The organism is Rubrobacter taiwanensis (assembly GCF_004337705.1).
GTDB lineage: Bacteria > Actinomycetota > Rubrobacteria > Rubrobacterales > Rubrobacteraceae > Rubrobacter_C > Rubrobacter_C taiwanensis.
In genome coordinates this window covers 19,438-40,778 of the sequence record NZ_SKBU01000031.1, presented here as the reverse complement: position 1 = coordinate 40,778, position 21,341 = coordinate 19,438, and the positions used below count along the sequence as shown (strand labels likewise).

The window sequence follows — 21,341 nt, the reverse complement described above, 5'->3', positions numbered from 1 at the left end:
CGGCGTCCGATAACCGGACACCGGGGATCGCACCGGGATAATATACAGCTCATGGAGGAGGGGGAGTGATCTCACAGCGAACGGCCGGCATCCTGGGGACGGCGCTCGTGCTGGCGCTCGGCGCGTTCCTGACCGCGCCGGCCGCGGCCCAGACAACGACGCCCTACGTGCACCTGGACCGGCACGAGACCTACAAGAGGTTCTCGGAAGCGCGCGTAAAGGATGGGGTCGCCGTGCAGCAGGCGCAAGACGGCGGCGGGCTGGTGCGCCTGGGCACCAACCCGCGTGCGGCCACCGACTCCAGCAACACCTACAACGGCGGCCGCTACTACTACGGCACCCTGGTCTCCAGGGTCTACGAGCCCCGGCGCGCCTTCGACGTGCTCGTCCCTTCCTGGAACGCCCGTACGCCGAAGGGAACCTGGCTCAAGCTGGATGTGCGGGTGCGCTCCGGCGGCAAGTGGAGCGCCTGGTTTACGGTGGGCATCTGGGCGAGTGGCACCCCGGATATCAAGCGGCGGAGCGTGAGCAAGCAGAATCCCCGCTGGGAGGTCGACGTGGACACGCTGCGCGGCCGGAACGGAGCGCAGGCCGGAGCCTACCAGTACCGGCTCCGGCTGATGAGCGCTACCAGAGACAGGAGCCCCGTAGTCCGCAAGCTGGCCTTCGCAACCTCGCAGTCCTGGAAGCACGGGCGGCCGATCGGGGTGCCGGCGCTCGAGCGCGCCTGGGGCAAGAACCTCAACGTCCCCGCCCGCTCGCAGATGGTCTACCCGGACGGCGGCGAGGTCTGGTGCAGCCCCACCTCGCTCGCGATGGTGATGCAGTACTGGGCGGCGAGAACGGGCCAGAAGAACCTCGACCAGAGCGTGCCCGCGGTGGCGAGGGGCGTGAGAGACTTCAGCTACGGCTGGGGCAACTGGCCCTTCAACACGGCCTACGCCTCCGCGTACGGGCTCGAGGGCACGGTGAGCCGTTTCGCCCAAATAGAGCAGGTAGAGCGGTGGATAGACGCCGGCATACCCGTCATCGCCAGCGTAGCCTGGAACAACAACCACAGCGGCCAGCGGCTCTCGGGGGCACCCCTCAGGGTGAGCTACGGCCACCTGCTCGTGATCCGGGGCTTCACCAGGAGCGGGGACGTGATCGTCAACGATCCGGCCGGCGCGGACGACTCTAAGGTAAGGCGCGTCTACGACCGCGCGGAGTTCGAGAGAGCCTGGCTGCGCAACCCCTACTCCTCGGGCGGGGCCGTCTACCTGATCCACCCGAGAGGTTGGGCCACGCCGGGTTCCTACGCCGCCCGGGGCAGCTGGTAGACCGGCAGAGGCAACAAGAGCTAACCCTCTTCCTTTAGGCCGGGGAGGTCCTGGCCCCGCTCCAGCAGGCCGCGCACCTCGCGGGCCGCCTCCCGGGCGGCCGGACCCGCCTCATGCTCGTCCGCGGCGGCGAGCTGCGGCAGGAGCCGGGCCAGCACCAGCGTGGAGAGGGCGGACTGCTCGCCGGCGCCGCCCTGAACCAGCAGCGGCCGCGGGGCGCGCTGCATCAGCTTCTCACCCACCTCGACCCGGCGGCGGGCCAGCTCGTACTGCAGCACGGCCCGGTTGTCCCGGTAGGTCTGCCCGAGGTGCCGGAGGGCTTTGGCCTCGTTCTCGGCTTCGATGAGGGTGGAGCGGCCGCGGGTCTCGATCTCCATGCGCACCCGCTGGGCCTCGGTCTCCCTTTCTTCCAGCATCCTCGCCACGTCCTGGCGGGCCTTGTTGCGGGCGGCGTTGACCTCCACGAGGCGCGCGTCCCGCTCCTTCTTGGCCTTCTCTATCTCCATGAGCAGCGCGTCTATGCGCCGCTTGCGGATCAGCTCCCACTCCCGCTCGTAGGCCACCAGCTCCTTGGAGACCCGCTCGCGGGTGGCGAGGTGCTGCTGGTACTGGTCCGGGAGCTGCACGTCCGGGATGTTCGCGCCCAGGATGCGCACTCCGTAGCGTTCGAGCTGGCGGTTGAGGTTCTCGCGCATGTCCTCCACGTCGCTGCCGCGCAGGTCATAGGCCTGCTCGGTGCGCACCCGGCGGCTGCGCTGCCGGATGGCGTCCTGGACCGCGCTGGAGAGCACCAGGTCGAAGTTCGAGGCCCCAAGCGTGCGCACGAAGGCTATGGGGTCGTCTATCTTGAACTTGAGGAAGAACTCTATCGACTTGAGGGGGACGTTCTCCCGGGTGGGGCTCGCCATCACGGGGGCGAGGTACGGGATCTCGGTCGTCGTGTCCACGACCGCCTCCACCTTCTCCCACGGCCGCCAGAGGTAGTGGCGGCCGGGCGAGAGGGTGCCCGTGATCTTGCCGTAGCGGGAGAGGATGCCGGTCGTACCCTGCTCGATCTCCACGATGGAGCCGCGCCACAGCCAGAGCCCGGCGAGCGCCACGATAATCAGCACGACCGGGAACGAGAGGGTGAGAAGCTCGGCGCTGCCGGAGAAGACGCCGAAGAACAGGACGTAGAAAGCTACTCCGAGGAGGAAGATCCAACCGTACCGCCGCCGGTCCTTCGGGATGACGACCGGGACCAACTGCCCCTCGTCGCCGCCGCGCAGGTACTGGCGGATACCGGACCAGCCGGAGACGACCTCCTTTATCTTCGAGAACTGGCGGGCCTGCGGCGCTACCGTCATCGCTCTTCATCCTCCCCGGTCGCCTCGATGCGCTCCTGGATGCTCTCGTCGGTGACGGACTGCCGGATCTCCTCCACCCGGTCCTCGGTGGCCGCCTCGGCCTTGCCCTCGGGTTTCACGTCGTCCGGCAGCTCCTTCTCCGGGGTCTTGAGCTCCTCTATCTGCCGCGAGCGCTCCTCTATGCGGGCCTGTATCTCCTGCATCCGCTCCCGGATCTTCTGCATGTCCTCCGGGGTGAAGAGCGGCTCTTCGCCGGTGCCGACCATGCGCCGGGCGATGGCCAGGAAGTCCACCGGCCGGCCGTCTCCGTCGCCGCCGAGCTGCACGACCTGCGGCAGCCGGCCCGAAACCTCCTCCAGCCGGTCGAGCACCTCGCGCTGGAAACGGTACTCCAGGATCTCCGGGGCCGCCGCGCTGTTGACCGCCCGGATGTCCAGAGCCTGGGCTTCCAGCAGCGCCGCGTTAGCCTTCGCCGTGCTCTCCGCCTCCACCATCCGCTGGCGGGCGTAGGCGTTGGCCCGGTTGGTCTCCCGCTCGCGCGCGGTGTCCATCTGCGCCTGGTAGGTCGCGATCTCGGCCCGGATGGCCGAGAGCGTCTCTTTGAGCGAGGCGAGCTCCTTGTTCAGCTCGCCCTCGTCCTGCTCCTTCCTGAGCTGGAGCTCGTACTGGTAGGTGTATGCCTCCTTAGCCACCCGCACCATCTCCGGCGCGGCCAGGTCCATCCGGTACTCCTGGCTGGAGGGCTCAGCATGCGTGATGTTCGCGCTCATGAAGCGCACCGCGGGCAGAAACTGGCGGTTGAGCGCTTCGAGGAAGACCTGCGTGCTCTCGCCTACCAGGTCATATATAGCCTCGGCCCGCTGCTCGTAGATCATGGTCCGCGTGACCTCGCTGACGGCGTTCTGCAGCTTGTCCTCGAAGCCCTTGACCCCGCCGAGCGCGAAGATGAACTCGGCCGGATCCTCTATCCTGAACTGCAGGAAGAGGTCCACCGAGGCGTTGACCCGCCCCGATGTGGGAGCCTCCCGGATCGGGGCGTTGTACGGGTACTCGCGGGCGGTGTTGACGATGTAGCTCACGCGCCGCCAGGGGTTGAAGAGCAGCTTGCGCCCCGGACCGGCGATCTCCTCCAGCTTCCCGAACTTGGTGACGAGCGCCCGGCAGCCGTCCGGGACCATCACCACGCTGCGCCGCACCCACCCGAAGGCGGCGAACGCCAAAAGCAGCAGCCAGAAGTGCGGCCCGAGCAGCGCCAGCGCCGGGTTGAACCCGCCGCCCAGGAGCGCTACCAAACTCCCGAGCAGCCCCAGGACCGCAACGAACCCGACGATAAACGGCCAGAGCGTGAAGCGGTGGGTCGGGATCACGACCGGCGAGATGACGTTGGTGTAGCGGCCCGAGGAGTCCTGCTCGGGAAAGCTGCGGTTGAGGACCTCCGCCGCCTCGCCCAGCGGGGCCTCGGTCTGCTCGATGCGGGTGCTGACCGCCTCTCCCAGCTCCCGCGCCGAGAGGAAGTCCCGGGCGTCTACCTGGAACTCTCCCAGCTCCCCGCCCTCGACCGCATCCCGCACCCGGTTCTGAACCTGCCGCCGAATCTCATCCATCGGCCTCTGCCCCCGCTGATTGGAAGACGATTCCTCACGCAGCCCGATTGTACTACCCCGGCACCTCCCGTACCGGGGTTCTCGGCCCGGATCTAAACTCGACCGCAGCTATACCTCCGTCCCCCGAACCCCGCGCAGAGCGGGAGCCCGGCCGCCGGAGGCCGGCTAAATCTTCACCAGCTCGAAGCGGTGGGTGGTGCGGCCGTACTCGTCCTCCCAGAGCCGGTGGAAGCGGGACTTGACGCCGGGATCTACCGAGAGCTCGCCGAAGCACTTCTCCCAGCGCTCGTCGCCGGAGAGCAGGGAGAGCATCTGCTCGTAGTAGCCGTCGTGGTCGGTCATGACGCTGATGCGGCCGCCCGGAACGAGCGCCCGGTGCAACTCGTCCAGAAACCTCCGGCGGAAGATCCGGTTCTTCTCCTGCCGGGGCTTCATCCCGGGGTCCGGGAAGTGCAGGTAGACCGCGCGCAAAGAGACGTCCTCCAGCAGCGGGTAGATGATGTTGAAGTCTGCGCTTATGTACAGCACGTTCTCAAGCTCCCTCTCGGCCGCCCGGTTCACCGCTCTGTAGAGAGACTTCATGTGCAGATCCACCCCAACGAAGTTCGCCCCCGGGTCGCGCTCCGCCAGCGCGTTCAGGAAATCTCCCGTCCCGCACCCGGCCTCCAGCTCCAGCGGCTTCCCATCCCCGAACAGCTCCTCCGAAGTGATGCGCGGCAGCGACTCCGGCTCATAGTAGAGACGCCGCCCAGGAAAGACGCGCAGGTACCTCGCGGCCACACCCGCCCCCGGCCGGCGCACCTTCATCCTGCCGAGTTTTCTGCGGGCCATACACCTCCTCCGACCAGAGAGAACCAACCGCCGAGAGTCTAACCCGACCGCGGACAGACTTGTACAAAATCCTCAATACTGATAAAGTCATTACTGCAAAGCCGGCTTTCAAAGAGGGGGAAGTGTTGGATCTGGACCGGGAGACGAGGGCGACGCCGAAGGAGATCTTCCTCGGTGAGGTGAAGTCCAAGAGCGTATTTCCGCTCCTGATACTGCATCTGATCCGCAAGCGTCCGGAGTACGGCAACAGCATCATACACCAGATCCGGGAGATGACCGCCGGGGTGATGAGCGTCTCGCCGAACACGATCTATCCCATCCTGCGGCGTCTGGAGGAGAAGGGGTATGTGAAGGGGGAGTGGGAGAAGCCCGACACCCGCAGCCGCCGGTTCTACGAGCTGACGCCGGCCGGGGAGGAGAAGTACCGGGAGATGAAGGAGCGTTTCGGGGAGCATCTGCTGCGGGTAAAGGAGGCCATCGAGGCTCTGCAGAAGGAGCTCTATGGGTGAGGCGCCGGGTGTCGGGGAGTCCCTCCGGACGCGTCTGTTCCGGGCGGCGATGAACCTGTATCCGGCCTACCGCGGCACTGGTGGACGGGTGGTGCGCATCTCCGCCGACTGGCGTGAGGTGCTGGTGAAGCTACCGCTCGGGTGGCGGACCCGCAACTACATGGGCACCATCTTCGGGGGGAGCATCTACGCTGCGGTGGACCCTTTCTACGCCCTCATGCTCATGAAGAACCTCGGGGAGGAAGAGTACGTGGTGTGGGACAAGGCCGCGAGCATCCGCTTCCGGCGGCCGGGGAGGGAGACGCTTTATGCCCGGTTCGCGCTCGGGGAAGAGGAGATAGAGGAGATACGTGCGGCCACGGCCGGCGGCGGTCCCTCCGACCGCCGCTACACGGTGAACCTGAGGACCGCGGCGGGCGAGGTGTGCGCCGTGGTTGAGAAGGTTGTCTACGTCAGGCGCAAGGCGCCGCAGAGAGAACGGGAGGTGGGATGAGCGAGAAGATACGCAAGGTCGCCGTTCTGGGAGCGGGCACGATGGGAGCCGCCATCGCGGCCCACTGCGCAAACGCCGGGCTGGAGGTGGAGCTGCTAGACATAGCCGGGGAGGGCGAGGACAAGGACGAGATCGTCCGGGCCGGCTTCCAGCGGATGCTCAAGGCCCGGCCCGCCGCACTGATGAAGAAGGAGCTGGCCGGGAAGATAAGGCTCGGCAACTTCGAGGAAGACTTCGAGCGCGTATCCGGCGCCGACTGGGTGGTGGAGGCCATAATCGAGAAGCTGGAGCCTAAAAGAGAGCTGATGGAGCGTGTGGAGCAGGTGGCTAAAGAGGATGCCATCATCTCCTCCAACACCTCCGGCATACCGCTCTCCAGCATCGCCGAGGGCCGTAGCGAGAGCTTCCGGCGGCGCTTTCTGGGCACCCACTTCTTCAACCCGCCGCGGTATCTGAAGCTGCTGGAGCTCATCCCGACCGCCGACACCGACCCGGAAGTTCTGGAGCGCATGCGCCGCTTCGGGGAGCGGACGCTCGGCAAGGGGACCGTGCTCGCCAAGGACACTCCGAACTTCATCGGCAACCGGCTCGGGAGCTTCGCCGGGATGCAGGCGGTCCGCTATGCTTTCGACAACGGGTACTCCATAGAAGAGGTAGATGCCATCACCGGGCCCTTGATCGGCCACCCCAAGACCGCCACCTTCCGCCTCAACGATACCGTGGGGCTGGACATAGCCGTCGGCGTGGCGGAGAACCTCTATGAGCTGGTACCCGAGGACGAATCGCGCGAGGAGCTCAAGCCCCACCCCATCCTCAAGCGGATGATCGAGAAGAACCTGCTCGGCAACAAGACGGGTGCGGGCTTCTACAAGCGGACCCGGCGCGACGGCAAGACCGTCTTCGACGTGCTGGACCTCAAGACCTTCGAGCACCGGCCCGCCGAGAAGCCGGAGATCCCGCTCGTCAAGGAGGCGAACAGGCGCAAGGATCTAGGCGAGCGGCTCCGCTTCATAATAGATAAGGCCGGGGAGGACCGGCACGCCCGTTACATAAGGGACACGCTGCTGCCCTACATCGCGTACGCCGCCCGGCGGGTGCCGGAGATCTCCGACTCCTTCGCCGACGTGGACCACGCCATGGAGTGGGGTTTCGCGCACCAGGCCGGGCCGTTCCGCACCTGGGACATGATCGGCTTCGAGTACGGCATCGAGCAGATGCAGAAGCTCGATCTGGAGCTGCCGGACTGGGTGAGCGAGATGCGGCAGAAGGGAATAGATTCCTTCTATAAGCGGGACGAGGAGGGCCGGGAGCTGGTCTACGACCTTAAGGCCGCAGACTACGTGCCCGTGCGGGTAGACCCCGAGATCGTCTCGCTGGAGCGCATCAAGGCCGCAGATAAGGACAGCGTCGTGGCGAGCAACGACTCCGCGAGCCTGGTGGATCTCGGCGACGGGGTGCTGGCGTTCGAGATCCACTCGCGCGCCAGTGCCATAGATTCCGGCGTGGTGGAGATGGGCTTCCGGGCGCTGGAGGAGCTGCGGAACGACCGCTGGGCCGGGCTCGTGATCGCCAACGAGGCCGACAACTTCTGCGTCGGGGCCAACCTCTTTGAGGTCATGATGGGCGTCCAGATGGGGGCCTTCGACCAGATCCGGGAGCGCGTGGCGCAGCTCCAGGAGCTGCTCATGGGCTTCCGGTTCGCCGACAAGCCGGTCGTCGCCGCACCGCACGGCCAGACGCTCGGCGGCGGGGTCGAGATCTGCCTGCACGCCGACAGGATCGTGGCCGCAGGCGAGACTTACATGGGCCTGGTCGAGGTCGGAGTCGGCGTGATCCCCGCGGGCGGCGGCACCAAGGAGATGGCCCGGCGTCTCGTCTCCCCGCCGCTGGCCGAATCGCCGCTGGCGCCGCCGCTGCCGTTCGTGCAGAAGGCGTTCGAGAACATCGCGCTCGCCAGGGTGGGCACCAGTGCGCTGGAGTCCCGCGACCTCGGATATTTGGACGAAGACGACCGGGTGGTGATGAGCGTAGACCATCAGCTCGCCGTCGCCAAGCGGGAGGTCATCGATCTCGCCGACGGCTACCGGCCGCCGGACCGGAGCGAGAAGAGCGTGTACGCCGCCGGGGCCGCCATCAAGGCCGCCATGATCATCGGGGTGCGCCAGATGCAGTGGGGCCACTTCGCCACCGAGTACGACGGCGTGATCGCCGAGCGCCTGGCGCACGTCCTGTGCGGCGGGGATCTCTCCGCAGGCCAGTGGGTCACAGAGGACTACATCCTGGGGCTGGAACGCGAGGCGTTCGTGGAGCTCTTGCAGAACGAGAAGACCCAGGAGCGGATAAGAGCGATGCTGGAGACGGGCAAGCCGCTGAGGAATTAGGCTTCAGGCATCTCTGAAAGGAGCGACAGTGAAAGAAGCAGTCATCGTGTCCGGAGCCCGTACCGCAGTCGGGCGCGCCCCGAAGGGGACGCTCCGCACCACCCGTCCGGACGACATGGCCGCCGCAGCCATCCGAGAGGCCGTCAACCGGGCCGGGGGGCTGGACCCGGCCGAGATCGAGGACGTCATCATCGGGTGCGCCTTTCCGGAGGGCACGCAGGGCATGAACGTGGCCCGCGTCGCCGCTCTGCGCGCCGGGCTGCCGGAGACCGTCCCGGGCCAGACCGTCAACCGGTTCTGTTCCTCGGGCCTGCAGACGATAGCCACGGCGGCCGAGAGGATCATGACCGGCTCGGCGAGCTGCATCGTCGCCGGGGGCACCGAGTCCATGTCCACCGCGGACGGGATGAACTCCCCGACCTTCTCCCCGAACCCCGAGCTGGTGAAGACCAACCCGGCCGTCTATATGGGCATGGGTCTGACCGCCGAGCAGGTGGCCAGGGAGTTCAAGATCTCGCGCGACGAGCAGGACGAGTTCGCCCTGCGCAGCCACCGGCGCGCCGCCGAGGCGGTGGACTCCGGCCGGTTCGACGCGGAGATCGTGCCGCTGGAGGTAGACATCGAGTACGTGGACGAGGAAGGCGAGGTCCGGCACCGGCGGACCACCTTCCGGCGCGACGAGGGCCCGCGCCGCGACACCTCCCCCGAGGCGCTGGCGAAGCTGAAGCCGGTCTTCCAACAGGACGGAACCGTGACGGCCGGGAACTCCTCGCAGCGCAGCGATGGGGCGGCGGCGGTCGTGGTGATGGAGCGCGAGCGGGCCGAGCAGCTGGGCCTCGAGCCGCTCCTGCGGTTTGTGGGCTTCACCATCGGCGGGGTGCGGCCGGAGGTGATGGGCATCGGGCCGCTGGTCTCCATCCCGAAGGCGCTGGAGATGACCGGGCTTAGCCTCGATGATATAGACCTGATCGAGCTCAACGAAGCGTTCGCCGCGCAGACGCTCGCCATAGTCCGGGAGCTCGGCATAGATATCGAGAGGCTGAACGTGAACGGCGGTGCCATAGCGCTCGGCCACCCGATGGGCGCTACGGGCACCAAGCTCACCGTGCAGATCATGCACGAGCTGAAGCGCCGTGAGGCCCGCTACGGCATGGTCACCATGTGCATCGGCGGCGGCATGGGCGCGACCGGCATCTTCGAGAACCTGCAGAACTAACCAGGCATCCGCGGAAGCGCGGGGGTGTCAGCTTCCCCCGCGCTTCCGGTTCAGCGCGAGCACGCTCAGCAGCTCGTACGCTACGTTGGCCGCCACGAACGCCGTGACCTGCGCCGGATCGTAAGCCGGGTAAACCTCGACCACATCACAGCCGACGATGTCGAGTCCCGCGAGCCCCCGCACGAACTCCTGCGCCTCCCGGCCGGTGAACCCGCCGATCTCCGGCGTACCCGTACCGGGAGCGAACGCCGGGTCCACGAAGTCTATGTCGAAGGAGACGTAGACCTTCGCGTCCCCCACCCGCTCGCGGATGCGGGAGACCGTCTCCGGTATCCCGATCTCGCGCACATCGTCGGTAGTGAGCAGCGCGTAGCCCAGATCCCTCGAGTCCTGCAGGTCTTCCGGACCGTAGAGGGAGCCCCGCATCCCGACCTGGATGGAGCGCTCGGGGCGTACCAGCCCCTCCTCGACCGCCCGGCGGAAGGACGTACCGTGGGTGAGGCGCTCGCCGAAGTAGTTGTCCCAGGTGTCGGCGTGGGCGTCGAACTGAACGATGGCTACAGGGCCGTGCACCGCGGCGGCCGCCCGCAGCTCGGGCTGGGCGATGGAGTGGTCGCCGCCGAGCACCACCGGCACGACCCCGGCCCGGTGGATGGGCTCCAGTCCGGCCGCGATGCGCTCGTAGCTCGACTCTATATAGCCCGGCACCACCGGCACGTCGCCGTAGTCTACGATCGAGAGGTGGTCGAAGATGTTCACATCCAGCGAGGGGTTGTACGGCCGCAGCAGGTGCGAGGCGCTGCGGATGCCCTCCGGCCCGAACCGGGCTCCGGCGCGGAAGGTCGCCCCCGTGTCGAACGGCGCGCCCACGATGGCCACGTCGCTGTTCTCCAAATCCCGGGTGTGCGGCAGGCGCATGAACGTGCGCACCCCCGAGAAACGCGGGGTCTCGAACGAGTCGGCCGGCGCGTAGCGGGTCATACCACTCCCTTCTGTAAGCTCGGGTCTCGCCGCGACATATTACACCCTGTGCTTCTCTGCCGGGCGTGCGGTGCCCGGCGCAATGCGGTATATAAGTGCGAGGAACTATCGCTGAGGTCAAGGGGTCCGGCATGACAGAGAGCAGAGAAGTGGCGACGCTCGGAGGCGGTTGCTTCTGGTGTATCGAGGCCGTGTTCGATGAGTTGCGGGGGGTGGAGAAGGTGGAGAGCGGCTACTCCGGCGGGCGCATCGAGAACCCGACCTACGAGCAGGTCTGCACCGGCATGACAGGCCATGCGGAGGTCGTGCAGGTGACCTTCGACCCGGAGGAGGTCTCCTATCGGGAGATCCTGGAGGTCTTCTTCTCGGTGCACGACCCCACGACCAAGGACCGCCAGGGACCGGACGTCGGGCCGCAGTACCGGTCCGTGATCTTCCACCACGATGAGGAGCAAAAGCGGGTCGCCGAAGAGGTGATCTCCGACCTGGAAGCGCGGGGCATCTGGGAAGATCCCATCGTGACCGAGCTGGCACCGTTCGAGGCGTTCTACCGGGCCGAAGCCTACCACCAGGACTACTTCAGGAACAACCCCGACCAGCCGTACTGCCGGCTCGTCGTCGCACCCAAGGTCGCCAAGTTCCGCCGTCAGCACCTCGACCGGCTGAAGGCCTGAGGACGCGAACCGCCGGAGCTTCGGCAAGAGCTGGCCGTCCCGCAAGCCGGAGCGCCCCTGTAGAATACCTGCCATGACGCGTTTTCGGGAGGACCGGACGGGCGCCGGACGGCTGGAGGACCGGGACGCCGGAGTGCTGCGCCACCTGCTGGAACGGGCGGTTGCGGCTAGCGCGAGCGGGATCGTCATCACGGACCCCGCTCTGCCGGACAACCCCATAATCTACGCCAACCCGGCCTTCGAACGCATCACCGGATACGCGGTGGACGAGGTTCTCGGGCGCAACTGCCGCTTCCTGCAGGGAGAAGACCGGGACCAGCCCCGGCTCGCCGAGGTGCAGGCGGCCGTCGAGGAGGGCCGGGAATGCCGGGTGGTTCTGCGCAACTATCGCAAGAGCGGCGAGCGGTTCTGGAACGAGCTCTACATCTCCCCCGTCTACGACGACGCCGGCCGCCTGATCAACTTCATCGGGGTGCAGAACGACATAACCGGGCGCAAGGAGGCCGAGGAGGAGCGAGACACGCTGCTGGCGCGGGAGCAGCTGGCGCGCATGGAGGCCGGACAGGCCCGCCGGCGCCTCGCCCTGCTGGCCGAGGCCGGCTCCCGGTTTTCGGCCTCTCTCGACTACTCGGACACGCTGGAGCAGATAGCGCGTCTCGTCGTCCCCGAGCTGGCCGACTGGTGCCTGGTCGACACGCTGGAGCAGGACGGCTCCGTACATCAAGCCGCCGCGGCCCACGCAGACCCGGCGGGCGAGCGGCTGCTGGAGCGGCTTGCCAAGCACCGCCGGTTCGGCCGGAGTTCTCCGGGCACGGTGGCCAAGGTGCTGCGCACCGGCCGGCCGGCGCTGGTCTCCGAGACGCACGATCCGCCGCTGGAGGAGCGGGCCACCGGGCCTGAGCACCTTCGCCTGCTCCGGGAGCTCGACGTCAGCTCTTACATCAGCGTGCCGCTGCGGGCGCGCGGCCGGACGCTCGGAGCCCTGACGGTGGGAAGCTCCGATCCGGGGCACCGTTACGGTCAGGAGGACCTCTCGATCCTGCAGGGCGTGGCCTACCGGTGCGCGCTCGCGCTGGACAACGCCCGGCTCTACTCTGAGCGGAGCGAGATCGCCCGCACCCTGCAGCGCAGCCTGCTGCCGAACATCCCCGAACCCGCCGGGGTGGAGGTCGGCGTCCAGTACCTGCCGCTCGGCGAGGAGAACGAGGTCGGCGGGGACTTCTACGACCTGATAGACACCGGGAGTAGCTGGCTGGCCGTGATCGGGGACGTGGTCGGCAAGGGGGCCGCCGCCGCAGCGGTGACGGCCCTTGCCCGCTACACCATCCGGGCCGTGGCCCTGTACGAGCGCTCACCCTCCAGGATACTCGCGGCCCTCAACGAGGCCATGCTCGGCCAGCTCGCCGACCACCGGTTCTGCACCGTGGCCTGCGCGAGCCTGAAGCTCACCCGGTCCGGAGCCGAACTGGCCGTGGCGCGCGGCGGACACCCCGCACCGCTCCTGCTGCGCTCCGGCGGGGCGGTCGAGAGCCTCTCGCCTCCGGGGAAGCTCCTCGGGGTGATGCCGCGGGTCGCGCTGGAGGAGGAGACCGTCCGCCTGCTCCCCGGAGACGCGGCGGTCTTCTACACCGACGGCCTCGCCGAAGCCCGCACCACGGACGGAAGCGTGTTCGGGGAGGAACGGCTGCTCAAGCTCGTGCGCTCCTGCCGGGGGCTTCCGGCCCGCGAGATCGCGGGCCGCCTCAGAGAGGCCGCCCTGAAGCACAGCGGGGGCAACCCCCGGGACGACCTGGCAGTGCTCGTACTGCGCATACCGGAGCGGTCCTAGTCCAGGCTGCTCATCACGTGCTTTATGCGGGTGTAGTCCTCCAGGCCGTACATCGAGAGATCCTTGCCGTAGCCCGAGTGCTTGAAGCCGCCGTGCGGCATCTCGGCCACCAGCGGGATGTGGGTGTTGATCCAGACGCACCCGAAGTCCAGCCGCCGGCTCACCCTCATCGCCCGGCCGTGGTCGCGGGTAAAGACGCTCGATGCCAGCCCGTACTTCACCCCGTTGGCCCAGCGGACGGCCTCGTCCTCGTCGGAGAAGGGCTGTACGGTGATGACGGGGCCGAAGATCTCGGTCTGCGAAGCCTCGTCCTCCTGCCTCAGACCCGAGACCACGGTGGGGGCGAAGAAGAACCCCCGCTCTCCGACCCGCTCCCCGCCGGTCATTATCTCCGCGTGGTCAGGGAGGCGTTCCACTATGCCGCTGACGCGCGCCAGCTGGTTCTCGTTGTTCAGGGGCCCGTAGTAGGCCTCCTCGTCGTCCGGCGGTCCCGTGCGGGTGTTTTTAGCCCGCTCGGTGAGGGCGGCGACGAACTCGTCGTGGATGGCAGGGGAGGCCAGAACCCGGGTGGCCGCGGTGCAGTCCTGCCCGGCATTGAAGTACCCGGCCCCGGCTATGGCTTCGGCGGCGGCCTCAGGGTCGGCGTCGTCGAAGACGATCACCGGCGCCTTGCCGCCCAGCTCCAGGTGCACCCGCTTCAGGTCCCTTGCGGCCGCCTCCGCCACCTCCATCCCGGCGCGCACCGAGCCGGTAATCGCGACCATCTGCGGCGTCGGGTGATCCACGAGCAGCCTCCCGGTGTCCCGGTCGCCGCAGACCACGTTGAAGACGCCCTCGGGGAGGAACTCCGCGGCCATCTCCGCGAGCAGCAGGGTGGTTACCGGCGTCGTCTCGCTGGGCTTGAGCACCACCGTATTGCCGGCGGCTATGGCCGGAGCGAACTTCCAGACGGCCATCAGCATCGGGTAGTTCCAGGGCGTGATCTGGGCGCAGACCCCGATCGGCTCCCGCCGGATGTAGGAGGTCATCCCCCGCAGATACTCCCCGGCGGACTTGCCTTCGAGGCACCGGGCCGCTCCGGCGAAGAACCGGATCTGATCGGCCATCGCCGGAACTTCCTCCTCCATCGTGAGCGCATAGGGCTTGCCGGTGTTCTCTGACTCGGCCCGCACCAGCTCGCCGGCGCGCTCCTCGACCGCATCAGCTATGCGCAGCAGCGCCCGCTGCCGCTCCGAAGGTGTGGAGTCCCGCCACGTCTCGAACGCCCGCTCAGCCGCCTCAAAGGCCCGCTCCACGTCCTCCCGACCCGATAGCGGAGCCCGGGCGAAGACCTCGCCGGTGGCCGGATTAACCACGTCGTAGAGGCGGCCGGCAGCGGCCTCCACGAACCGCCCCCCGATGAAGTTCCTCAGGTGCCTAACTTCTGTCTGCATATCCTTCTCCTCCTCATATCTCCGGGCCGTTCACTCCCCGTACGGGTACCACCACTCCTTAACCTCTATGCGGGAATCTATGTGCACGTGTTTGGTCTCCTGGAAGGCCTGAAGCCCGTCGCGGCCCAGCTCGCGGCCGATGCCGCTCCCCTTCTGCCCGCCGAACGGGGCCGCGTCGTTGTCCGTGAGGGGGTCGTTGATCCAGACCGTCCCGGCCCTTATCTCGCGCATGCATTTGAGCATCTTCTCGAAGTCCAGCGTGTATACGTTCGCCCCGAGCCCGTACGGTGTGGAGTTAGCGAGCTCTATGGCCTCGTCCAGATCGCGCACCTCCGTAACCGGCAGGACCGGTCCGAAGGTCTCGTCACGCATCACCGGCATGTCGGGCGTGACCCCGGTGAGTATGGTGGGCCGGTAGAAGTATCCCCGCTCGCCCCACCGCCCGCCGCCGGTGACGAGCTGCGCGCCCGAGCGTACCGCGCTCTCCACGTGCCGCTCCACCTTCTCCCGCCCCGGCTCGTTGATGAGCGGCCCGAGGTCGGTTCTGCGGTCCATCGGGTCGCCGATGACGAGCGACTCGGCGTGCGCCTTCGCCGCCTCGATGAAGTCGCCGGCTATCTGCGGCAGCACGTAGAAGCGCTCGGCCGAAGTGCACACCTGCCCGGCGTTCAGGCAGGCAGCCCACACGGCCCCGCGGGCGGCAACCTCCACATCTACGTCGTCGCAGATGATGAACGGGTCCTTGCCGCCCAGCTCCAGGTTGGAGCGCATCAGGCGCTCGGCGGCGATCGCGCCCACCCTCCGGCCCGTCTCCTGGCTCCCGGTGAAGGCGACCATGTCCACGCCGGGGTGGCGCACCATCGCCTCCCCCACCTCCCCGGCCCCGAACACTATCTCCACCGCTCCCTCCGGCAGGCCCTCCATCAGCTCCACCATCCGGCGGGTGGCGAGCGGCGTCTCCTCGGAGGGCTTCAGGAGAGCGGCGTTGCCCGCGGCGAGCGCCGGGGCCAGCTTCCAGGCCGCCAGCAGCAGCGGGTAGTTCCAGGGCACGATGCAGGCGACGACGCCCAGCGGCTCCCGGATCACGAGCGCGAGCTGCTGCGCCTCGATCGGAGCGGGCAAGTATCCGACGTTGTCGCGGGCGATCTCGGCGTAGTAGTCGAAGCAGGCCGCCGTCCAGTCCACCTCGTCCCGGTTCTCGATGAACGGCTTGCCGCCCTCGCGCGTCATGATCTCCGCCAGCTCGTCGCCGTGCTCCCGGAAGCGGCGGGAGATCTCATGAAAGAGCTCCGCCCGCTCCAGGCCCGGTACCCGCCGCCACTCCCGGAAGCCGGAGCGGGCCCGGGCCACGGCCGCGTCCAGCTCCTCCCGGGTGGTGACCGGGACCTCCTCCATAACCTCGCCGGTCGCGGGGTTGATAACCTTCAGGGTCTCCGTCATTCACTCCTCCTTGCGCGAGAAGAACCTGCTGCCGCCCAGGATGCAGACGAGCGTGGCGACCAGGAGCACGGTCGAGAGCGCGTTGATGACCGGGCTGACGCCGAACTTGATCATGGAGTAGATCTTCAGCGGCAGCGTGCTCGCCCCCGCACCGGCCACGAAGAACGTGATCACGAAGTCGTCGAACGAGAGCGTAAACGCCAGAAGTGCTCCGGCCATCACGCCGGGCAGGATCAGGGGCAGCGTTATCTTCATGAACGTGGTGGGCGGGTCGGCACCGAGGTCCATCGCCGCCTCCTCCAGCGAGCGGTCCATGCCCGAGAGACGCGCCCGCACCACGATGGTCACGAACGAGATGCAGAACGCCACGTGCGCGATGATGATCGTGGTTATGCCGAGCTGGAACTGCACGGCCACGAAGAACGCCAGCAGGCTCACCCCGACCACGATCTCCGGCATCACGGTCGCAGCGTAGATCGTGGAGTCCGCCAGCGTCTTGCCCCGGAAGCTGTGGCGCGCCAGCGCCAGCGCCGCGAGCGTCCCGATGACGGTGGAGATCGCGGTAGCCGTAACGCCTACCACCATCGAGGTGTAGAAAGCGTCCAGCACCGACTGATCGCGGAACAGCTCGGCGTACCACCGCAGCGAGAATCCCTCCCAGACCTGCGTGCTGCGCGCCGAGTTGAACGAGAAGAACATCAGCACGAAGATCGGGGCGTAGAGGAAGAGGTAGACCAGGCCCGCAAACAAGAGCAGAGCCCAGTCCGGCAGGCTGCCCACCCGCTTCAGGATCGGGGCACCCCGCACCATCTCACACCCCCTCCAGCCTGTCGGTGCCTATCCGGCGGACGTAGATCAGGATCGCTCCCAGCATCAGCACCGCGAGCATGACCGCCAAGGCGCTGCCGAACGCCCAGTCGCGGGCGTTGAGGAACTGCTGCTGGATGAGGTTGCCGGTCATCACCGTCTGCGAGCCGCCCAGAAGATCCGGGATCACGAACTCCCCGGCCGACGGGATGAAGACCAGGATGCTCCCGGCTATGACCCCCGGCAGGCTCAAGGGGAACGTCACCCGCCAGAAGGTCTGCCAGCGGCTCGCCCCGAGATCCTGCGCCGCCTCCTTGAGCCGCGCGTCGAACTTCTCCAGCGAGGCGTAGAGCGGCAGCACCATGAACGGCAGGTAGGAGTAGACCAGCCCCATCATCACCGCCTGCGGGGTGAAGATGAGGGTTATGGGGCCGTCGGTTATCCCGAGGAACTGGAGCGTGCGGTTGGCGAGGCCGTTGCCGCCCAGGATGACGACCCAGGCGTAAGCCCGCACCAAGAGACTGGTCCAGAACGGGATCATGACCAGCAGGATGAGCGCCGTCTTCCAGGAGCCGCCCCTGAACGCGATGAAGTATGCCAGCGGGTACCCGATGGCCAGGCAGATCAAGGTGTTCAGCAGCGCGATGACCGTGGAGCGGACTATGATCTGCAGATAGAGCGGGTCGAAGACCTTCAGGTAGTTCTCGGGGTTGAAGCCGAGCGTTATGCCGCCGTAGACGCCGCTGGTCCCGAAGGAGTAGGCCAGGATGAGGAGCAGCGGCACCAGAAAGAAGACCCCGAGCCAGAACGCCGCCGGCGCCAGCAGCCCGGCCAGCCCCAGGCTCCAGCCACGCCCTTTATCCACTCCTTTCTGCGCCGCCATCTCACGCGCTCTTTACTTCGGTGAAGATGCGCTCGTAGTCGCGGGTCGCCTCGCCCACGTCCTCTATGACCTGCAGCCGGTCGAAGACCTCATCCGGAGGGTTCCACTCCGGGATACTGGTCAGCTCCTCGTCTATCAGCGGCAGCGCGGCCTCGTTCGGCGTCCCGTAGTAGGTGTAGTTGGTCAGATCGGCCCCCACCTGCGCATCCAGGATGTAGTTTATGAACTCGTGGGCCAAATCCGGGTTCGGAGCGCCCGCCGGGATGCACATGTTGTCGGTCCAGCGGGTGGCCGCCGGCTTCGGAATGGCGTAGGCCAGGTTCTCGTTCTCCACCGTCGCGAGTATGCCCTCGCCGGAGAACACGTGCCCGAGCAAGACGTCCCCGCTCTCCACGAGCGGCACGATCTCGGTCGAGGCGAAGTACCCGCGCAACAGCGGCTTCTGCTCCAGCAAGAGCTCCCGGGCCTCCCCGAGCTCTCCCTCGTCGGTGGAGTTTATGGAGTAACCCAGGCGCATCAGCGCCGCCCCGATGGTCTCCCGCACATCGTCTATCATGGCGATCCGGCCGGCGTACCGCTCGTCCCACATAGCGTCCCAGCTCTCAACCTCCCCGACCTCCTCCCGGTCGTAGAGTATGCCGGTGGTGCCCCACTGGTAGGGCACGCTGTAGCGGTTCTCCGGATCGTAGGGGAGCCCCCGGAAGTTCTCCCCGACGTTCTCGAAGTTCGGGATCTTCGCCATGTCCAGCTCCTGGATGACCCCGCTCTTGGCCATGATCTCGACCATGTAGTCGCTCGGCACGATCACGTCGTACCCGGTTCCCCCCGCCTGCAGCTTGGCCAGAAGCTCCTCGTTGGAGGCGTAGAAGTCCTGCACGACCCGTACCCCGAACTCCTCCTCGAAACCGGGGATGGTAGTCTCCGCCACGTAGTCCGACCAGTTGTAGAGGTTGAGCGTGCCGCCGCCCTCGCTCCCACCGTCTCCGCCCTGCCGGGGCGCGGTGTCGACCGTGCAGGCGGAGAGCACCGTGAGCGTCGAGCCCGCCACGGCCCCCGCGCCCAGCCGCTTGAGGAAATCCCGCCGGCTTATCCTTCTTCCCTTCATAGCTACTCTCCCAGCACCAGACAGTTTGCAGCGTCCCACGCGACCCACACCTCGTCGCCCGCGCCGGAGTCGGCGGCCTCGCGGGCGTTCTGCCGGTAGACCACGAGCCGCTCGCCGCCCTTGAGCTCCACGACGTACTGGGTGCTCGACCCCAGGTAGACCACGTCGCGCACCTCCCCGGCGAAGGCGTTGTCCCCCGCCTCCCCGAACCGAACCTTCTCGGGCCGGACGGCCACGTGCGCCTCCGAGCCCTTGACCACCTCGCGCCCCGCGGGCGCGAACGCCTCCAGCTCCAGCCCGCCGGCAGTCCTCAGGGTCACCCGCTCCCCCCGGACCGACTCCACCTCGCCGGAGAAGGTGTTGGTCTGCCCGATGAACCCGGCCACGAAGCGGTTGGCCGGAAGCTCGTAGAGGTTCGCAGGCGTGTCGAGCTGCTGCACCTTTCCGTCCTTCATCACCGCTATGCGGTCGCTCATGGTGAGCGCCTCTTCCTGATCGTGGGTAACGTAGACGAAGGTGATGCCGAGCTCGTGCTGGAGGTTCTTGAGCTCTATCTGCATCTCCTTGCGCAGCTTGAGATCCAGAGCGCCCAGCGGCTCGTCCAGCAGCAGGACCTTCGGGCGGTTGACGAGGGCGCGCGCGAGCGCCACCCGCTGCTGCTGCCCGCCGGAGAGCCTGGCGGGCTTCCGCCTCTCGAACCCGGTGAGCTGCACCAGCGCACACGCCTCGGATACCCGGCGCCGGATCTCGTCCTTCGGCACCTTGGCCCTCCGGAGCCCGAACGCGATGTTCTCAAAGACGTCCAGATGCGGGAAGAGCGCGTAGCTCTGGAACACGGTGTTGACGGGCCTCCTGTAGGGCGGCACGCCCCGCATCGGGCGCCCGGCCACCCGCAGCTCACCCTCGGTGGGATCCTCGAACCCGGCTATCATGCGCAGGGTCGTGGTCTTGCCGCACCCCGACGGCCCGAGCAGCGAGAAGAACTCCCCCTCGTAGATGCTCAGCGTCAGGTCGTCTACGGCCACGAAGTCCTCAAAGCGCTTCGTGACCCCTGCCAGCTCCACGGCCGCCGGCCGGGCGGCCCCGCGCGCCGCCTCCGGCGGCCGCTCCTGCGTCTGTCTCTCTCTCACCCCCGGACTCCTCCCGTTCTCACACCTCGCCGGTCCCCGTCCCGGCCCGGGACCGCCGCGGCACGCTTATCTCCTCTAATATCTTACCGGCGGCCCGCAGTCCGCTCCTCACCGCACTGTTCATGAAGCTGGGAGCCGCGGCGATCCCCTCCGCACCGGCCAGGTACACGCACCCGAAGCGGCCGCCCATCGCCTCCCCGAAGCCCCGCAGATCCCCGGGAGCCAGGATCATGTAGCTCCCCCGGGTCCAATAGTCGTGGGGCCAGACCTTCTCCACCACCACCTCGGGCTCCGGCACGTCGTAGAGGCGCCGCAGCTGCCGCACGGCCCGCCGCTCGCGCTCCGCCGCAGGCAGACCTAGCTCGGGCAGGAGCACCTCCCCCCCGGCGAACGCGACGATGCCGCCCGCCCCGCCGCTCGCCTGCGAGGGGCAGCAGTACCCCAGAGGCGTGTCCGTGATGGTGAAGGGCGCCCCGCCCACCGGCCGGCCGAAGATGAAGTGGACCTTGCGCACCACGCCATAGGTGGCCCGCGCGAACATGCGCCGGAAGACGGGGGGCGGCGGGGGATGGAAGCTTACACCCCGGTAGCAGGTGAACGGCAGCGCCAGAACAGCCCTCCGCGCCCGCACCTCGCCGGGACCGTCCGGAGAGACGTAGCGCAGCGCCACCCCCCCTCCGTCCTGCCGGACCTCCACCACCGGCGAGCGGTAGCGCACGCGCTCCCCGAGCTCGCCGGCCAGCGCGCGGGCCACGCCCCCGGCCCCGCCCCGCACCCGGTACTCGTTCCCCCGGCCCGGACCGCCCCGGCCCGCGACCTTGACCGCGTAGGCGTAGAAGGACATGCGCCGCAGCGGGACGGTGGAGCCGCAGGTGGAGACTATGGTCTCGACCGCGTGTATCCCGCGCTCGCTCATCCCCTCGCGCCGCAACCACTGCTCGACGCTGAGGTCTTCGCCGGGCGCAAACCTCCAGCAGGCCTCCGGGTCCACACCCTCCGCCGCATCTGCCAGCGCCTCCTGCATCCGGTCGTATGCGGCCGCGTCCCCACCGTCCAGCGGCATCTCCGGGCTGAACTCGCCGCCGACGTGCCAGCGGGCCCGCCCCTTCCCGTCCCCGGCCGGAACGAGCTTCAGGCCGAGTTCGGAGATGAGACCCCGCAGCTCCGAGTGCGCCGCGTCCACCCACTCGCCCCCTATATCTACCGTGACGCCGCCGACCTCCATAACCCCGGTGCGGCCGCCGGGCCGGTCGCGGGCTTCGAGGACGAGGACATCCAGCCCCTCCCGCACAAGCTCCCGGGCGGCAGCAAGTCCGGAGAGTCCCGCCCCGACAACGGCCACGTCGGGGGCGGTCATCGCT

At 67.9% G+C, this 21,341-nt stretch carries 18 protein-coding genes; 7 read left to right on the top strand and 11 right to left on the bottom strand.

The genetic code is table 11. The features are described 5' to 3' along the window. Nucleotides 1-65 precede the first annotated feature (65 nt). On the top strand, nt 66-1,319 hold the full coding sequence (locus E0L93_RS13840) for a peptidase C39 family protein (RefSeq protein WP_132692670.1): 1,254 nt from the start codon (nt 66-68) through the stop codon (nt 1,317-1,319). A gap of 20 nt (nt 1,320-1,339) precedes the next feature. Here the strand turns inward: E0L93_RS13840 and E0L93_RS13835 are convergent, their stop codons facing one another. The 3 genes from E0L93_RS13835 to trmB all read right to left on the bottom strand — a co-directional run bounded on the left by E0L93_RS13835 (nt 1,340) and on the right by trmB (nt 5,100). Next, complete coding sequence (locus E0L93_RS13835; protein WP_132692669.1) at nt 1,340-2,665, bottom strand: SPFH domain-containing protein; 1,326 nt, start codon at nt 2,663-2,665, stop codon at nt 1,340-1,342. Continuing rightward, a complete protein-coding gene (locus E0L93_RS13830; protein ID WP_132692668.1) occupies nt 2,662-4,269 on the bottom strand; it encodes an SPFH domain-containing protein in 1,608 nt (535 codons plus the stop codon). Before E0L93_RS13830 ends, E0L93_RS13835 begins: the two co-directional genes overlap by 4 nt. Before the next feature lie 165 nt (nt 4,270-4,434). After that, nucleotides 4,435-5,100: a tRNA (guanine(46)-N(7))-methyltransferase TrmB gene (trmB, locus tag E0L93_RS13825; RefSeq protein ID WP_132692667.1), complete on the bottom strand. Its 666-nt coding sequence runs from the start codon at nt 5,098-5,100 to the stop codon at nt 4,435-4,437. Nucleotides 5,101-5,222: 122 nt separating this feature from the next. On the opposite strand from trmB, the gene E0L93_RS13820 reads away from it, so the two are divergent. Genes E0L93_RS13820 through E0L93_RS13805 form a run of 4 tightly spaced genes read left to right on the top strand, consistent with a single transcriptional unit; the run spans nt 5,223 to nt 9,699 of the window. Next, complete coding sequence (locus E0L93_RS13820) at nt 5,223-5,609, top strand: PadR family transcriptional regulator (RefSeq protein ID WP_165874383.1); 387 nt, start codon at nt 5,223-5,225, stop codon at nt 5,607-5,609. Further along, nucleotides 5,602-6,102, top strand: a complete 501-nt coding sequence (locus tag E0L93_RS13815; RefSeq protein WP_132692665.1) for a DUF4442 domain-containing protein — start codon at nt 5,602-5,604, stop codon at nt 6,100-6,102. Before E0L93_RS13820 ends, E0L93_RS13815 begins: the two co-directional genes overlap by 8 nt. Further along, nucleotides 6,099-8,483 (top strand): 3-hydroxyacyl-CoA dehydrogenase/enoyl-CoA hydratase family protein, encoded by a 2,385-nt coding sequence (locus E0L93_RS13810; protein ID WP_132692664.1) that lies wholly within the window; start codon nt 6,099-6,101, stop codon nt 8,481-8,483. The genes E0L93_RS13815 and E0L93_RS13810 overlap by 4 nt, the downstream gene beginning before the upstream one ends. Before the next feature lie 28 nt (nt 8,484-8,511). Continuing rightward, the gene (locus E0L93_RS13805) at nt 8,512-9,699 is read left to right on the top strand and encodes a thiolase family protein (RefSeq protein ID WP_132692663.1); all 1,188 of its coding nucleotides are present in this window, start codon (nt 8,512-8,514) and stop codon (nt 9,697-9,699) included. Between the two features lie 27 nt (nt 9,700-9,726). Here the strand turns inward: E0L93_RS13805 and speB are convergent, their stop codons facing one another. Continuing rightward, nucleotides 9,727-10,680 (bottom strand): agmatinase, encoded by a 954-nt coding sequence (gene speB, locus E0L93_RS13800; protein ID WP_132692662.1) that lies wholly within the window; start codon nt 10,678-10,680, stop codon nt 9,727-9,729. Between the two features lie 131 nt (nt 10,681-10,811). Between speB and msrA the strand changes: the two genes are divergently transcribed. Together msrA and E0L93_RS13790 are read left to right on the top strand one after the other, a co-directional pair. Beyond that, nucleotides 10,812-11,354, top strand: a complete 543-nt coding sequence (gene msrA / locus E0L93_RS13795) for a peptide-methionine (S)-S-oxide reductase MsrA (RefSeq protein WP_132692661.1) — start codon at nt 10,812-10,814, stop codon at nt 11,352-11,354. 73 nt (nt 11,355-11,427) lie between these two features. After that, on the top strand, nt 11,428-13,182 hold the full coding sequence (locus tag E0L93_RS13790; RefSeq protein WP_132692660.1) for a GAF domain-containing SpoIIE family protein phosphatase: 1,755 nt from the start codon (nt 11,428-11,430) through the stop codon (nt 13,180-13,182). Here the strand turns inward: E0L93_RS13790 and E0L93_RS13785 are convergent. Genes E0L93_RS13785 through E0L93_RS13755 form a run of 7 tightly spaced genes read right to left on the bottom strand, consistent with a single transcriptional unit; the run spans nt 13,179 to nt 21,337 of the window. Further along, complete coding sequence (locus E0L93_RS13785; RefSeq protein WP_132692659.1) at nt 13,179-14,615, bottom strand: gamma-aminobutyraldehyde dehydrogenase; 1,437 nt, start codon at nt 14,613-14,615, stop codon at nt 13,179-13,181. The genes E0L93_RS13790 and E0L93_RS13785 overlap by 4 nt on opposite strands. Nucleotides 14,616-14,645: 30 nt before the next feature. Further along, nucleotides 14,646-16,055: an aldehyde dehydrogenase family protein gene (locus E0L93_RS13780; RefSeq protein WP_132692658.1), complete on the bottom strand. Its 1,410-nt coding sequence runs from the start codon at nt 16,053-16,055 to the stop codon at nt 14,646-14,648. Further along, nucleotides 16,056-16,865, bottom strand: coding sequence for an ABC transporter permease (locus E0L93_RS13775; protein WP_132692657.1), 810 nt, complete (start codon nt 16,863-16,865; stop codon nt 16,056-16,058). It lies immediately after the preceding gene. A gap of 1 nt (nt 16,866) precedes the next feature. Then, entirely contained in the window at nt 16,867-17,745 is an 879-nt protein-coding gene (locus E0L93_RS13770) for an ABC transporter permease (protein ID WP_243638246.1), read from the bottom strand. A gap of 1 nt (nt 17,746) precedes the next feature. After that, nucleotides 17,747-18,850 carry an extracellular solute-binding protein gene (locus tag E0L93_RS13765; protein WP_132692729.1) on the bottom strand — a complete coding sequence of 368 codons (1,104 nt, stop codon included), beginning with the start codon at nt 18,848-18,850 and terminating at the stop codon, nt 17,747-17,749. Nucleotides 18,851-18,852: 2 nt separating this feature from the next. Beyond that, nucleotides 18,853-19,980 (bottom strand): ABC transporter ATP-binding protein, encoded by a 1,128-nt coding sequence (locus E0L93_RS13760; RefSeq protein ID WP_132692656.1) that lies wholly within the window; start codon nt 19,978-19,980, stop codon nt 18,853-18,855. Nucleotides 19,981-19,999: 19 nt separating this feature from the next. Beyond that, on the bottom strand, nt 20,000-21,337 hold the full coding sequence (locus tag E0L93_RS13755) for a flavin monoamine oxidase family protein (RefSeq protein ID WP_165874382.1): 1,338 nt from the start codon (nt 21,335-21,337) through the stop codon (nt 20,000-20,002). Nucleotides 21,338-21,341: the final 4 nt, after the last annotated feature.